This window comes from Tsukamurella paurometabola, from assembly GCF_900631615.1.
Taxonomy (GTDB): domain Bacteria; phylum Actinomycetota; class Actinomycetes; order Mycobacteriales; family Mycobacteriaceae; genus Tsukamurella; species Tsukamurella paurometabola_A.
Window position 1 is genome coordinate 2,037,315 of the sequence record NZ_LR131273.1, and the last position, 13,068, is coordinate 2,050,382.

A 13,068-nucleotide genomic window follows, 5' to 3' on the forward strand; every position below is an offset into this window, starting at 1 on the left:
CGAGTGTCACGGCGGGCCGTGGTGACGAAGAGGCCGCCGGCGCGGGGGATTCGAGCTGTGGGCCACAGCCGGCGACTGCCAGTACGGCGATGCCGATCGTCGTAGGTCGTCGCCATCTCGAACGATGGGTGTGCCACACGGAAGAAACGATACGCCGCGTCGGCTCGCGGCCGCCGGTCCGGGCATTCCGCCCACCGGCGCCGCCGGTCCTGGTAGTCACGAAGGGACGCAGCCGATACGAGGAGATGACATGACGGACCGGATCACCGCGCTGGACCTACCGGCGGGCGAGCTGAGCGAGGGGACGCGGAAGTACTTCGACATCTGCCGCGAGAAGCTGGGCATGGTGCCGAACGTCCTGCAGTCGCTCGCCTTCGACGAGGTCAAGCTGCGCGCGTTCAGCGACACGTACAACGACCTCATGCTCGGTGACTCGGGGCTGAGCAAGCTCGAGCGCGAGATGATCGCCGTGGTCGTCTCATCGGTGAACAAGTGCTTCTACTGCCTCACCGCGCACGGCGCGGCGGTGCGGGAGCTGTCCGGCGACCCGGTGCTCGGCGAGATGTTGGTGATGAACTTCCGCGCCGCCGAGCTGCCGCCGAAGCAACGGATCATGCTCGAGTTCGCGGAGAAGCTCACGGAGGCACCGTCGAAGATCGACGAGCCGGACCGGCAGCGGTTGCGCGACGCGGGCTTCGCCGATCGGGACGTCTACGACATCGCCAACACCGCGGCCTTCTTCAACATGACCAATCGGCTCGCCTCGGCGATCGACATGCGGCCCAACCCGGAGTACCACTCCGCCGCACGGTGACTCTGCCTCAGCCGGCGGGCAGCTCCGCCGTGAAGTAGCCGATGCTGGCGGAGAGGACCTCCGCGTCCGCGGGGACCGTGTCCTCGACGCCGTAGCCGCGCCCCAGCTCCACGGGGTTCCCGGCACGCTCGACGCGCCATCCGTGCGCGGTCAGGAACTCGGCCGGGTCCGCGCGATCCTCGTCGGCCACGAACAGCGAGGTCACGTCGAAGTCACCGAGCGGATTCCCGGGCTGCGAGTACTTCTCGGTGATCGCGCGGAAGCCGGCGAGGTCGAGGGGGCCGTTCTGTCCCTCGACGGCGACGCGACTGCCCGGGGCCGAGTGCTCCACGATCCGTTCGAAGAGCAGAGACTGCGCAGCAGCGGGGAGGTAGGGGAGCAGCCCCTCGACCAGCCACGCCGTAGGGGCGGCACCGTCGAACCCGGACGCCCGCAGCGCGACCGGCCAGTCGTCCCGCAGGTCGACGGGGACGTGCCGCAGACCGGCGACGGGCGTCGCGCCGCGGGCCGCGAGGGCGTCCTCCTTGAACGCCAGCACCTGGGGCTGGTCGAGCTCGTACACGACGGTGGCGGCGGGCAGGTCGAGGCGGTAGGCCCGGGAGTCCAGCCCGGCAGCCAGGATGACGACCTGACGCACACCCGCGTCGACGGCGCGGAGAACGAACTCGTCGAAGAACCGGGTGCGCACACCGAGGTGGCGGGTCGCCGCCATGGGATTGCCGGCACCGTCGCCGGCGTCAGCCAGGGCGATCGCGCGGGGGTCGCCCGCGGCCTCGAGGAAGACCCGCGCGTACGGATCGTGGGCGAGCGCGTCGGGCCGCTCGTTCTCCACGGCCCGCGCCGCGGCGACCAGCAGCGCGGTGAAGCCCACGCTGGTCGTGATCGTCCAGGTATCGCCGTCCGTGCGCGTGCTGTCCGTCATCCGCGTTCCCTTCGCAAGTAGTTCGCCTACGAAAGTACCGTGCCGGAGGACGCCCGGCAAGAACATGTTTCAGGAGTGGATGAGCTCGCGGCGGGCCAGGTGGTGCGCCGGATCGCCGAACAGCTGCGACGACGAGTGCGCGCGCTTGAAATACAGGTGTGCGTCGTGCTCCCACGTGATGCCGATGCCGCCGTGCAGCTGGATCATCTCCGCCGCGACGGTACTGAACGCCTCCGAGCAGTAGGCCTTCGCGGTCGCGACGGCGAGAGCGGCGGCGCCGTCACCGCGGTCGAGTGCGTCACCCGCCGCGAGCGCGGCGGAGCGGGCCGACTCCACCAGGACGAACATGTCGGCCATCCGATGCTTGAGCGCCTGGAACGAGCCGATCGGCCGCCCGAACTGCACCCGGCTGCCCGTGTACTGCACGGTCACCGCGAGGGCCTGTGCCGCCGCACCGGCCTGCTCGGCGGCGAGGACTGCGCACGCGACGTCGAGAGCGCGCTCGAGTGCGGCGGCGGCACCGTCCCGGACGAGCCGGGCGGGTGCACCGTCGACGACGACCTCGGCCAACCGCCGCGTCGGATCCATCGACGGGGTGTGCCGGCGGGTCGCCGCGGCGCCGTCGATGAGGTACAGCTCGTCGCCGGCCACGACCAGGACGTCGTCCGCGAGGTCGCCGTCGAGGACGAAACGCGCCGTGCCGGAGAGCCGCCCGTCGACCACGGTGACGGGCCGGTCCGCGAAGTCGGTGCCGGCGAAGGCGACCGCCGCGATCCGCGCGCCGCTCGCGAGGCCGGCCAGCAGCTCCGCCTCGTCCGTCTGCGCGAGGAGGGTCGTCGCGAGCACCGCGGAGCCGAGGAGGGGCGACGGGACGAGGTGCCGCCCGAGCTCCTCGGCGACGACCTGCAGCGCGCGGACCCCTGCGCCCACGCCGTCGTGCTCCTCCGGGACGGCGAGCGCCGCCACCCCGACCTGCTCGCACAGCACGGACCACAGGCCGCGGTCGAAGCCGTCGGGCGCGTCGATCGCGGCGCGGAGCGCGGCCGGCGACCACCGCCGGTCGACGACGCTGCGGACGGCGCCCGCCAGATCGTCCAGTTCCGAGGTCATCGCGCCGCCTTCCGGATCGCGCCGAGCACCGTCGCGCGGTGCTCGGCCTGGGTTCCCCAGGCCGACTGCAGTGCCCGGACCTTGGTGATCCACAGTCCCAGGTCGTACTCCGCGGTGTAGCCGATCGCGCCGTGGACCTGGAGTGCCGTCCGCGCCGCCAGGTAGGCCGCGTCGGCGGCGGCGACCCGCGCCGCCGCGACGTCGCGCGCGGGATCGAGATCGACGCCGCGCGAGGCGCTCCCGGACAGGGCCACTGCCGCGCCGCTCAGCAGCGGCGCCGCCAGTTCCAGTCGCGTCGCCACGTCGGCGAGGAGGTGCTTGATCGCCTGGTACTCGCCGATCGCCCTCCCGTACTGGGCGCGGGCTTTCGCGTACTCGACGGTGTCGTCGAGCAGGCGCCGCCCTGCGCCGAGCAGCTGCGCCGCCACCGCGAACGCCCCGGCCATCTCCGCCGATTGAACACCGTTCACGGCAGCGCGACCTGGGCTTTCTGTGTCAGGAACAGTGTTCAATTCCGTGGCGAAGAGGCGGCGGGTCCGGTCGACCGAGCCCAGAGGGGCGGTCGACGGTGCGGGCACCTCCGCGATCGCCCCACCCGGGTTGACCACGAAGCGGAGGTCCGCGACGTCGGCGTCGAGCAGGTACGGCGTGCGGGGCGGCAGCGCGACGGTGCCGATCGCCCCCTCCGCGAGCGCTCGGAGGCGCTCGCCGTCGCCGAGTAGTGCGGGCAGCACCGCGATCGACTCCACGACGGGGCCGGGCACGCCGTGATAGCCCAGGGCCTGCAGGGCGACGGCGAGGTCCATCGCGTCGCCGCCGACGCCGCCGTGCTCCTCGGCGATCGCGAGGCCGGTCACGCCGAGATCGGCGAGCGCCGCCCAGATCTTCCGTCCGGGGCCGCTCTCACCCTCGGCCCAGGCGCGCGCCGCGGCCACCACGCCGGCTCCCGAGAGCAGGTCGTCGAGCGACTCCGCGAAGGCCTCGTTCTCCTGCGACGGTGCGAATCTCATCGGGCTCCCCGGGGTAGGCCGAGGAGTCGCTCGGCGATGGTGTTGCGCTGGATCTGGTCGGTGCCGCCGTAGATGGGGCCCGCCAGGGAGAACAGGTATCCGGCCGGCCAGCGGCCCGCATCGGGCGCGCAGTCGCCGGTGAGCTCGGCCCGCGGTCCGAGCAGGTCGAGGGCGGTCTCGTGCAGCTCCACGTCGAGATGGCTCCAGAACAGCTTGTTCACACTGGATTCCGGCCCGAGCTCGCCGCCGTCCTGCAGGCGGGTGACGGTGCCGAACGTGTACAGCTGGTACGCGCGGGCACCGATCCAGGCGTCGGCGACGCGCTGCGCCGCGGCGCTCGTGGTATCGCCGTCCTCGCGCTCCCACAGGTCGACGAGGGCGTCGGCGGCCGAGAGGAACCTGCCGGGGCTGCGGAGTGAGAGCCCCCGCTCGTTGTTAGCGGTCGTCATGGCGACGCGCCAGCCCTGCCCGGGTTGGCCGATCACGTCGGCGTCGGGCACGAAGACGTCGTCGAGGAAGATCTCGGCGAAGCCCGGCTCGCCGTCGAGCTGAGGGATCGGGCGCACGGTGACACCGGGTGCGCGCAGGTCGAACATGAGGTAGGTCAGGCCGCGGTGCCGCTCCGATCCGGGTTCGCTGCGGAACAGACCGAAGGCGCCGTCGGCGAAGGCCGCCCGGGAGCTCCACGTCTTCTGGCCGGAGAGCCTCCAGCCGCCCTCGACGCGGCTCGCGGTCGAACGGAGCGAGGCGATGTCGCTGCCCGCCTCCGGCTCCGACCAGGCCTGTGCCCACACCTTCTCCGAGCGGGCCATCGCGGGCAGGATCCGTGCGCGCTGCTCGTCGGTGCCGTGGCTGAACAACGTGGGCGCCAGCATGAACAGGCCGTTCTGGTTCACCCGCAGCGGCGCACCCGCGGCGTAGTACTCCTCCTCGAAGACGACCCACTGCAGCAGCGTCGCGTCGCGGCCGCCGTACTCCGCGGGCCAGGAGACCGCGGCGAGGCCTGCGTCGGCCAGCTTCGCCTCCCAGTCACGGTGTGCGGCGAAGCCCTCGGCGGTGTCGAAGGAGGGGAGGGGCGAAGCGGGCACGTGAGCGGCCAGCCAGGCGCGCACCTCGTCGCGGAACGCGACCGTCGCGTCGTCGAACTCGAGGTCCACTACTCGGCCTTCCGTGCGGCGTCGTCGGTCGCGCTGCGCGCCCCGGACGCCATCGATTTGGCGCTCTGGCCGCCGAGGGAGTCGCCGCCCGAGACCTCGGCGTTGTGCGCGTGCGCGAAGTGGTGGAGGCCGAACACCGAGTCCATGCCCGCACGCATCCCCATGAGGTCCTCGCACTGGTTGACCGCCTTCTTGGTCAGCGCCAGTCCGAAGCTCGGCATGTCCGCGATGCGCTCGGCCAGAGCGAGGGTCTCCTCCTCGAGTTCGGCGCGCGGCACGACGCGGTTGACCATGCCCCACTCCTTGGCCTGGTGCGCCGAGAAGCGGTCGCCCGTGAACAAGAACTCCTTGGCGGCCCGCGGTCCCATGACCCAGGGGTGTGCGAAGTACTCGACGCCGGGAATGCCCATGCGCACCACGGGATCCGAGAAGAACGCGTCGTCCGAGGCCACGATGAGGTCGCAGGACCACGCCAGCATCAGTGCGCCGGCGATGCAGGCGCCCTGCACCGAAGCGATCACGGGCTTGGGGATCTCCCGCCATCGGCGGCACATCCCGAGGTACACCTCGGACTCGCGGGCGAAGCGCTGGTCGCCACCCTCCCTGCCGACGTGGTCCCACCACAGGACCGCCGTGTTCTCGAAGTGCTGATCCACGTCACGGCCCGGCGTCCCGATGTCGTGGCCGGCGGAGAAGTGCTTCCCGTTGCCCGCCAGCACGATCACCTTGACCGCCGGATCCTCGACCGCGCGCACGAAGGCCGCGTCGAGGGCGTAGGTCATGGCCGAGTTCTGCGCGTTGCGGTACTCGGGCCGGTTCATCGTCACGACGGCGACGGGGCCGCGGAGCTCGTAGGTCACCACCTCCTGCTCGTCGGCGGTGGGGGGCGTGTTCTCGGTCATCGCTTCTCTCCTGCTGCAGGGTCGGGCTCGCCGCGCAGGACGCGCTTGAGCACCTTTCCGGTCGCGTTGCGCGGTAGCTCGCTCACGAACTCCACGCTCCGGGGGACTTTGAAGTTGGCCAGGAACTCCCGGCAGTGGTCGATCACGGCGGTCTCGGTCAGCGTGCGTCCCGCGGTGAGCACGACGAAGGCCTTGCCGACCTCGCCGAGGCGGGGTTCGGGCACACCGACGACGGCGCTCTCCGCGACGCCCGGGATCCGCGCGATCACCTGCTCGATCTCCGCCGGGTAGACGTTGAAGCCGCCGTTGGTGAACATGTCCTTGATGCGGTCGGTGATCTTCAGATTCCCCGCGTCGTCCATCGAACCGGCGTCGCCGGTGTGGAACCAGCCGTCGGCGTCGAACGCCTTCGCCGTCGCCTCGGGATCCTCGAAGTACTCGGTGATCACGTTGGGGCCGCGCACCAGGATCTCGCCGTCGTCCGCGATCCGAACCTCCATGTCGCGCACGGCCCGGCCGGACGTCGTGGCGATCACCTCGGGGTCGTCGTCCGCGCGGCACATGGTGACGACGGGGGCCTCGGAGAGCCCGTAGGCGGTGAGCACCCGGTCGTAGCGCAGCTCGTCACGCATGCGCTCGATCAGCACGACGGGGATCGTGGCCGCGCCGGTGGTCGCGGCGCGCAGGCTCGAGAGGTCGTACTGCTCGCGGTCGGGGTGGTCGAGCATCATCTGGTGCACGGTGGGCACACCGGGCAGTACCGAGATCCGTTCCCGTTGGATGAGTTCGAAGGCCCGCACCACGTCGAAGGTCTGCGCCGGATAGATCGCCGCGCCGCACTGGAGTGCGGCCAGGATCCCGGCTTTGAAGCCGAAGATGTGGAAGAAGGGGCTCAGGATCAGGTAGCGGTCGGCGTCCGTGACGCCGACCAGCTCGGCCCAGTTCGCGGCGTTCGCCAGGGTCTGGGCGTGGGTGCTCATCGCGCCCTTGCTGCGGCCCGACGTGCCGGAGGTGAAGAAGATGTCCGACGGGTCGTCGGGCGTCACCGCGGCGGCGGCACCGTCGAGCTCGGCATCCGTGATCCGCGCGCCGCGCGCGGGCACCCCGTGCCATTCGGGGAGCCGGAGGACGCTCACGATGTCGCCGGGCAGGCCGCCCGCGGTCTCGACGACGAGTTCCAGTCGGTCGACACCGAGGAACGGGCCGGCCACCACGAAGGCCCGGGCGCGGGTCCGCACGAGCAGATCGACGATCTCGGGGCCGGTGTACCGGGTGTTCACCGGGACCAGGACGGCACCGATGTAGGCGGCGCCGAGCGCGGCCTCGATCCACTCGTGGCCGTTCGGCGCGCAGACGGCGACGCGGTCGCCCCGTCGGATCCCTTCCGCGAGCAGCGTCCGCGCGACGTCGCGGGCGCGACCGTGCAGATCGGCGTAACTGATCCGCAGGTCGCCGTCGACCACGGCGGCGTGCTCGCCGAACCGGTCCGCGGCGTCGCGCAGAGCCGCTGCGATGGTGCGTGACATGCGCAAACCCTTCTGCCTAGCAAGTGCTTGGTAGAACACGTTACAGTGCGAGTCGAGTCTGTGTAACCTGATTCCACCAAGCAATTGCTTGGTGGAATGGCGAAGGGAGTGCCGTGGCCACGGCGAGCGGTGAGACGGACGCGGAATTCCGGGCGCGGATCCGCGACTGGCTCGCGACCAACCTGTCCGGCGAGTTCGCCGCGCTCCGCGGCGCGGGAGGCCCGGGACGTGAACACGAGTACTTCGACGAGCGCGTCGCATGGGAGCGCCACCTGGCCGCCGCCGGGCTGAACTGCATCGGCTGGCCGACCGAGAACGGCGGCGGCGGAGCGTCGCTCGCGCAGCAGGTGATCTTCCACGAGGAGTACGCCCGCGCCGGTGCCCCCGCGAAGGTCTCACACCTCGGGCAGGAGCTGCTCGGCCCCACGCTCATCGCCTTCGGCACCGACGAGCAGAAGGCCCGTTTCCTGCCCGCGATCCGCGATGTCCGCGAGCTGTGGTGCCAGGGGTACTCCGAGCCCGGCGCCGGCTCCGACCTGGCGAACGTCAGCACCACCGCGCGCCTCGAGGGCGGCGAGTGGGTGATCTCCGGGCAGAAGGTCTGGACTTCGCTCGCGCACGTCGCCGACTGGTGCTTCGTGGTCGCCCGCACCGAGCCCGGTTCCGCCCGGCACAGGGGACTGTCGTACCTGCTCGTCCCGATGGACCAGCCGGGTGTCGAGGTACGGCCGATCGTGCAGCTCACCGGCACGTCGGAATTCAACGAGGTCTTCTTCGACGGTGCCCGCACCGCCGCCGCCAACGTGGTCGGCGCTCCGGGCGAGGGTTGGCGCGTCGCCATGGGGACGCTCGCCTTCGAGCGCGGCGTCGCCACCCTCGGCCAGCAGATCGGCTTCCGGCGCGAGCTGCAGGCGCTCACCGATCTCGCCCTCGACAACGGTGCCGCCGCCCGCCCCGAGGTCGCCGACGCCCTCCGCCGCGCGTGGACCGAGCTCGACGTCATGCGGGCGCACGCCCTCCGGACCCTCGGCTCCGCCGAGACCGGCACCGCCGAGGTCGCGAAGTTGCTGTGGGCCAACTGGCACCGCAGGCTCGGCGAGCTCGCGATGACGGTGCGCGGCACCGACGGCCTGCTCGCCGACCCCGAGCTCGACGACTGGCAGCGTCTCTACCTGTTCACCCGGGCCGACACGATCTACGGCGGCTCCAACGAGATCCAGCGCAACATCATCGCCGAGCGTGTGCTCGGCCTGCCGAGAGAGGCCCGCCCATGAGCGCCATTCCCGCACCTCCGTACCCGCAGGGCCGCAACCTGCTCGAGGGCAAGGTCGTCGTCGTCACCGCGGCGGCCGGCACCGGTATCGGCTCCGCGACCGCCCGGCGCTGCCTGGAGGAGGGCGGCAGTGTCGTCATCTCCGACTGGCACGAGCGCCGCCTGGGGGAGAAGCGCGATGAGCTCGCCGCGGAGTTCGGTGACCGCGTGCACGCGATCACCTGTGACGTCACCGTCGAGGACCAGGTCCAGGGACTGCTCGACGGTGCCGCGGAGCGGTACGGCCGGATCGACGTGCTGGTCAACAACGCCGGGCTCGGCGGCAGCGTCGCCGTGCAGGACATGACCGACGAGCAGTGGTCCCGGGTGCTGGACGTGACCCTCACGGGCACCTTCCGCGCCACCCGCGCTGCCATCAACCGGTTCATCGCCCAGGGCGGGGGCGGCGTCATCGTCAACAACGCCTCCGTGATCGGCTGGCGAGCGCAGGCCGAGCAGGCGCACTACGCCGCCGCCAAGGCCGGCGTCATGGCGCTCACCCGCTGCTCGGCCGTCGATGCGGCGCCGCACGGCGTGCGGATCAACGCCGTCTCGCCGAGCATCGCGATGCACGCCTTCCTCGCCAAGGTCACCTCCGACGAGCTGCTCGACGAGCTCTCGCGCCGCGAGGTCTTCGGGCGTGCCGCCGAACCCTGGGAGGTCGCGAACGTGATCGTCTTCCTGGCCTCCGAGTACAGTTCGTACATGACCGGCGAGGTGGTCTCGGTGAGCAGTCAGCATGCGTAGTCAGTGTCCGCCCGACGTGCCCTTCGCGGTGGTCTCGGTGAGCAGTCGAGATGCCTAAGCCGGATCCCTCCGCGCGTCGCGCCGAAGTGCTGTCGCTGAGCGCGAAGCTGTTCGCCGAGAACGGCTACCGCGCGACGACGGTGCGCGACATCGCCGACGCCGCGGGCATCCTGTCGGGCAGCCTGTACCACCACTTCGATTCCAAGGAGTCGATGCTCGACGAGATCCTGCGGGACTTCCTCGACCGCCTCTTCGGCGAGTACCGCACCGTCCTCGCCGCCGTGGACGCGCCGCGGGAGCAACTGCGCGGCTGCGTCATCGCCTCGTTCGCCGCGATCGACGCCAACCCCGACGCCGTCGCGATCTACCAGGCCGAGGCCCGCGGACTCGCCCAGCAGGAGCGCTTCGCCTACATCGCGGACTTCCTGCAGGAGTTCCGTTCCATGTGGCGCGGCATCATCAGCCGTGGCATCGAAACCGGCGACTTCCGGCAGGACCTCGACGTCGATGTCACCTACCGATTCCTCCGTGACACCGTCTGGGTCGCCGTCCGCTGGTACCGACCCGGCGGGCAACTGTCCGTGGACACGGTGGCCGATCAGTACCTCACGATCCTCGAGCACGGGATCGCCAGCCCCGAGAAGGAGCAGTCATGACCGATCTCGCCCCCGGCGCCTACATCCTCGACGCGGTGCGTACCCCGTCCGGCAAGCGCGGCGGCGCGCTGTCGACGGTGCACTCCGCCGACCTCGGCGCGCACGTCCTGCGCGCCTCGGTCCTGCGGTCCGGCGTCGATCCGGATCTCGTCGACGACGTGATCATGGGGTGCTGCGACACGATCGGGCCGCAGTCCGGCAACATCGCCCGCACGTCCTGGCTGGCGGCCGGCCTGCCGGACCAGGTACCCGGCGTCACCGTCGATCGGCAGTGCGGATCGAGCCAGCAGGCCGTCCACTTCGCTGCCCAGGCAGTCCTCTCCGGGACGGCCGACGCCGTGGTCGCCGCCGGGGTGCAGAACATGAGCGCGATCCCGATCAGCGCGGCGATGCTCGCCGGCCGGGAGTACGGGTTCGACGATCCGTTCTCCGGCTCGGTCGGCTGGCGCGAACGGTACGGCGACGTCGAGGTCTCCCAGTTCACCAGCGCCGACATGATCGCCACGAAATGGGGCGTCTCCCGGGCACGGATGGAGGAGTTCGCGCTCGCCAGCCACGAGCGGGCGCTGGCTGCGATCGACGCCGGCCGGTTCGAGGCCGAGATCGCGCCGGTCGAGGACTTCGCGATCGACGAGACTCCGCGGCGGGGGACGTCTCTGGAGAAGATGGCGGGTCTCGCCCCGCTCGCCGAGGGCTCCGCGATCACCGCCGCCGTCGCCAGCCAGATCGCCGACGGCGCGGCCGCGGTCATGGTGGCATCGGCGGATTTCGTGCGGCGTCACGGGCTACGGCCCCGGGCCCGGATCCATCACATCTCGGTACGCGCCGCGGACCCGGTATGGATGCTCACCGGTCCGATCCCCGCGACGAAGTACGCACTGGAGAAGACGGGGCTCTCCGTGGCCGACATCGACCTCTTCGAGTGCAACGAGGCCTTCGCGTCCGTGCCGCTGGCGTGGATGGACGAACTGGGCATCCCGCACGAGAAGGTGAACGTCAACGGCGGCGGCATCGCGCTCGGGCATCCGCTCGGTGCCACGGGCGCCAAGCTGATGACCACGCTGCTGCACGAACTGGAGCGGCGCGGCGGCCGGTACGGCCTGCAGACGATGTGCGAGGGCGGTGGAACCGCCAACGTCACCATCATCGAACGGGTCTAGCGGAGGACGTACCCGAAACCGCGCACACTGTGCACGTGGCGCCACGACGGGGTATCGATCTTCCCGCGCAGGCGCTGGACCGCGTTGTCGACGATGCGCGACTTGCCGTGGAAGCCGTGTCCCCAGGCGAGCGCGAGCAACGACTCGCGGGATTGCGGGACTCCTCGACGCTCGGCGAGCGCCAGGAGCAGTCGGAACTCCGTGGCGGTGAGGGGGATCGACTCGCCGTCGCGCGTCACGGACTGGCGGCGGGCGTCGATGCGCAGGCCGCTGGGTTCGACGACGATCTCCGAGCCGGGAGACGCGTGTGCGCCGCAATCGGCCGAGCACCCCGTGCCGGCGGGCCGGGTCCGCCGCAGGATCGCCCGGAGCCGGGCGTCGATCTCTCGTGCGGAGACGGGGAGGGTCACCACGTCGTCGGCGCCCACGGCGAGATCGGTGATCGTGTCGACCTCGTCGCGCCTCGACGTCAGGACCAGCAGCGGGGCGCCGGTGGCACGCCGGACCTCGCGGCAGGTGTCGGTGCCGGCCGCGCCGTCGGAGGCGACGATCACGGCATCCGCGGCGGCGAGCGCGGGAATCGGCGGCGCGGAGGGCGACGACTCCGTGATCAGGTGCCCGAGTGCGCGGAGGGCGTCCCCGACGCGGCGGGTCTGACTCCCGGGCGAGGGTGCCAGGTACACGATCTGCACCGGAAACCTCCTCGATGATGAGTGCGAGATAGCAAAATGACTATACCCACGATCCGTATACGGTACGGCATGCAACATGGTCCTGTGATCGACGCGTCCATCATGTCTCTCACGGCCGAAGATCGTACCCGCGAGGGAAGTGAATCGAAATTCTTGTAAGGATTGTGAAAGATCCCAGCAAGAACGCGTATCGATACCTCTCAGCTCCGGGTGACGAGATCATGAAGTTTGTCGCAGAATTGTCGCGAAGGCGGCTCGTGGGTCGCAAGTGTGGCCTTTGACCAAGATTCGTCTTGGTGAATCAGGCGCCCGCGTGTTTCTGTTGGGCCAACTCGATCGAGTAAGACATGAAGGAGTCGAACAGTGCGACGTATCAGCGTCATTGCAGCGGGCGCGGTCATGGCGACCGCGATGATGTCGACGGCGGTCGTCGGCCAGGCGGCCGCGCAGATCACCCCGCAGAACCCGTCCGGCCCGGTGAAGGGTGCGACCCAGAACCTGAGCTCGCCGGAGGGACTGCGCGCGAAGATCACCCTCAAGGACCTCAAGGCGAAGTTGTTCCCGCCGCTCGCGGGCGACAACAAGTCGCGCCTCGCGTACGTCGACGGCAAGGCCGAGTCCACCGTTCTCGCGGTCGGCGGCGGCGCAGACTCCGCCTCGGTCGAGGTCGGGTACGTCGTGGCGTGCGGGGTGAAGGACGGTGGCTTCGAGTCCTGGATCGGGAGCAACCAGACGATCGGCGCCGCCGGTGCACTCGCGGGCAGCATCCCCGCCGCGGGCGCGGCACTCGTCGGCGTCGGCGGATCCCTGGGCCTGACGCAGAACCAGGTCATCAAGACGGCGCCGGGCGCCATCGTCTACCTCCCCGTCGGTACCAAGGAGATCTCGAAGCCGAAGGCGGGGGAGACCTTCGGCGTGCGGTTCGGTGAGAAGCGCGTGAGCATCGAGGGCTGCATCGGCAGCGTCGACGCGGTCGCCTACGCGACCCTGAAGGTGTCGTCGCGGACGTTCGACGATTCCAAGACCGTCTACAGCGAGGTCATGCGTTTCGCGTGATGAC

13 protein-coding genes are annotated in these 13,068 nt (G+C 70.7%); 6 read left to right on the forward strand and 7 right to left on the reverse strand.

The genetic code is table 11. The features are described 5' to 3' along the window. The first annotated feature begins 250 nt into the window (after positions 1-250). Positions 251-814 (forward strand): peroxidase-related enzyme, encoded by a 564-nt coding sequence (locus ELY19_RS10190; RefSeq protein ID WP_126196086.1) that lies wholly within the window; start codon positions 251-253, stop codon positions 812-814. Positions 815-821: 7 nt separating this feature from the next. Here the strand turns inward: ELY19_RS10190 and ELY19_RS10195 are convergent, their stop codons facing one another. The 6 genes from ELY19_RS10195 to ELY19_RS10220 all read right to left on the reverse strand — a co-directional run bounded on the left by ELY19_RS10195 (position 822) and on the right by ELY19_RS10220 (position 7,441). Further along, on the reverse strand, positions 822-1,736 hold the full coding sequence (locus ELY19_RS10195; protein ID WP_126196087.1) for an SAM-dependent methyltransferase: 915 nt from the start codon (positions 1,734-1,736) through the stop codon (positions 822-824). 69 nt (positions 1,737-1,805) lie between these two features. Continuing rightward, complete coding sequence (locus ELY19_RS10200; protein ID WP_126196088.1) at positions 1,806-2,846, reverse strand: acyl-CoA dehydrogenase family protein; 1,041 nt, start codon at positions 2,844-2,846, stop codon at positions 1,806-1,808. Further along, complete coding sequence (locus ELY19_RS10205) at positions 2,843-3,856, reverse strand: acyl-CoA dehydrogenase family protein (protein ID WP_126196089.1); 1,014 nt, start codon at positions 3,854-3,856, stop codon at positions 2,843-2,845. Before ELY19_RS10205 ends, ELY19_RS10200 begins: the two co-directional genes overlap by 4 nt. Beyond that, positions 3,853-5,013 carry an acyl-CoA dehydrogenase family protein gene (locus tag ELY19_RS10210; protein ID WP_126196090.1) on the reverse strand — a complete coding sequence of 387 codons (1,161 nt, stop codon included), beginning with the start codon at positions 5,011-5,013 and terminating at the stop codon, positions 3,853-3,855. The genes ELY19_RS10205 and ELY19_RS10210 overlap by 4 nt, the downstream gene beginning before the upstream one ends. After that, the gene (locus ELY19_RS10215; protein WP_126196091.1) at positions 5,013-5,915 is read right to left on the reverse strand and encodes an enoyl-CoA hydratase; all 903 of its coding nucleotides are present in this window, start codon (positions 5,913-5,915) and stop codon (positions 5,013-5,015) included. Before ELY19_RS10215 ends, ELY19_RS10210 begins: the two co-directional genes overlap by 1 nt. Beyond that, entirely contained in the window at positions 5,912-7,441 is a 1,530-nt protein-coding gene (locus tag ELY19_RS10220) for a FadD3 family acyl-CoA ligase (RefSeq protein ID WP_126196092.1), read from the reverse strand. Before ELY19_RS10220 ends, ELY19_RS10215 begins: the two co-directional genes overlap by 4 nt. A gap of 113 nt (positions 7,442-7,554) precedes the next feature. On the opposite strand from ELY19_RS10220, the gene ELY19_RS10225 reads away from it, so the two are divergent. Genes ELY19_RS10225 through ELY19_RS10240 form a run of 4 tightly spaced genes read left to right on the forward strand, consistent with a single transcriptional unit; the run spans position 7,555 to position 11,316 of the window. After that, on the forward strand, positions 7,555-8,715 hold the full coding sequence (locus ELY19_RS10225) for an acyl-CoA dehydrogenase family protein (protein ID WP_126196093.1): 1,161 nt from the start codon (positions 7,555-7,557) through the stop codon (positions 8,713-8,715). Next, positions 8,712-9,500, forward strand: coding sequence for an SDR family oxidoreductase (locus ELY19_RS10230; protein ID WP_126196094.1), 789 nt, complete (start codon positions 8,712-8,714; stop codon positions 9,498-9,500). Before ELY19_RS10225 ends, ELY19_RS10230 begins: the two co-directional genes overlap by 4 nt. Before the next feature lie 50 nt (positions 9,501-9,550). Continuing rightward, the gene (locus ELY19_RS10235; RefSeq protein ID WP_126196095.1) at positions 9,551-10,156 is read left to right on the forward strand and encodes a TetR/AcrR family transcriptional regulator; all 606 of its coding nucleotides are present in this window, start codon (positions 9,551-9,553) and stop codon (positions 10,154-10,156) included. Next, positions 10,153-11,316: an acetyl-CoA C-acetyltransferase gene (locus ELY19_RS10240; RefSeq protein ID WP_126196096.1), complete on the forward strand. Its 1,164-nt coding sequence runs from the start codon at positions 10,153-10,155 to the stop codon at positions 11,314-11,316. The genes ELY19_RS10235 and ELY19_RS10240 overlap by 4 nt, the downstream gene beginning before the upstream one ends. Here ELY19_RS10240 and ELY19_RS10245 read toward each other — a convergent pair. Further along, complete coding sequence (locus tag ELY19_RS10245) at positions 11,313-12,008, reverse strand: response regulator transcription factor (protein WP_164711575.1); 696 nt, start codon at positions 12,006-12,008, stop codon at positions 11,313-11,315. The genes ELY19_RS10240 and ELY19_RS10245 overlap by 4 nt on opposite strands. Positions 12,009-12,371: 363 nt before the next feature. Between ELY19_RS10245 and ELY19_RS10250 the strand changes: the two genes are divergently transcribed. After that, entirely contained in the window at positions 12,372-13,064 is a 693-nt protein-coding gene (locus ELY19_RS10250) for an MspA family porin (RefSeq protein WP_227966726.1), read from the forward strand. Positions 13,065-13,068 lie beyond the last annotated feature (4 nt).

Coding starts and splice junctions, on each gene's coding strand:
- ELY19_RS10230 (WP_126196094.1), top strand. CDS start 8,712: ATGAGCGCCATTCCCGCACCTCCGTACCCGCAGGGCCGCAACCTGCTC.
- ELY19_RS10205 (WP_126196089.1), bottom strand. CDS start 3,856: ATGAGATTCGCACCGTCGCAGGAGAACGAGGCCTTCGCGGAGTCGCTC.
- ELY19_RS10190 (WP_126196086.1), top strand. CDS start 251: ATGACGGACCGGATCACCGCGCTGGACCTACCGGCGGGCGAGCTGAGC.
- ELY19_RS10235 (WP_126196095.1), top strand. CDS start 9,551: ATGCCTAAGCCGGATCCCTCCGCGCGTCGCGCCGAAGTGCTGTCGCTG.
- ELY19_RS10200 (WP_126196088.1), bottom strand. CDS start 2,846: ATGACCTCGGAACTGGACGATCTGGCGGGCGCCGTCCGCAGCGTCGTC.
- ELY19_RS10215 (WP_126196091.1), bottom strand. CDS start 5,915: ATGACCGAGAACACGCCCCCCACCGCCGACGAGCAGGAGGTGGTGACC.
- ELY19_RS10240 (WP_126196096.1), top strand. CDS start 10,153: ATGACCGATCTCGCCCCCGGCGCCTACATCCTCGACGCGGTGCGTACC.
- ELY19_RS10220 (WP_126196092.1), bottom strand. CDS start 7,441: ATGTCACGCACCATCGCAGCGGCTCTGCGCGACGCCGCGGACCGGTTC.
- ELY19_RS10195 (WP_126196087.1), bottom strand. CDS start 1,736: ATGACGGACAGCACGCGCACGGACGGCGATACCTGGACGATCACGACC.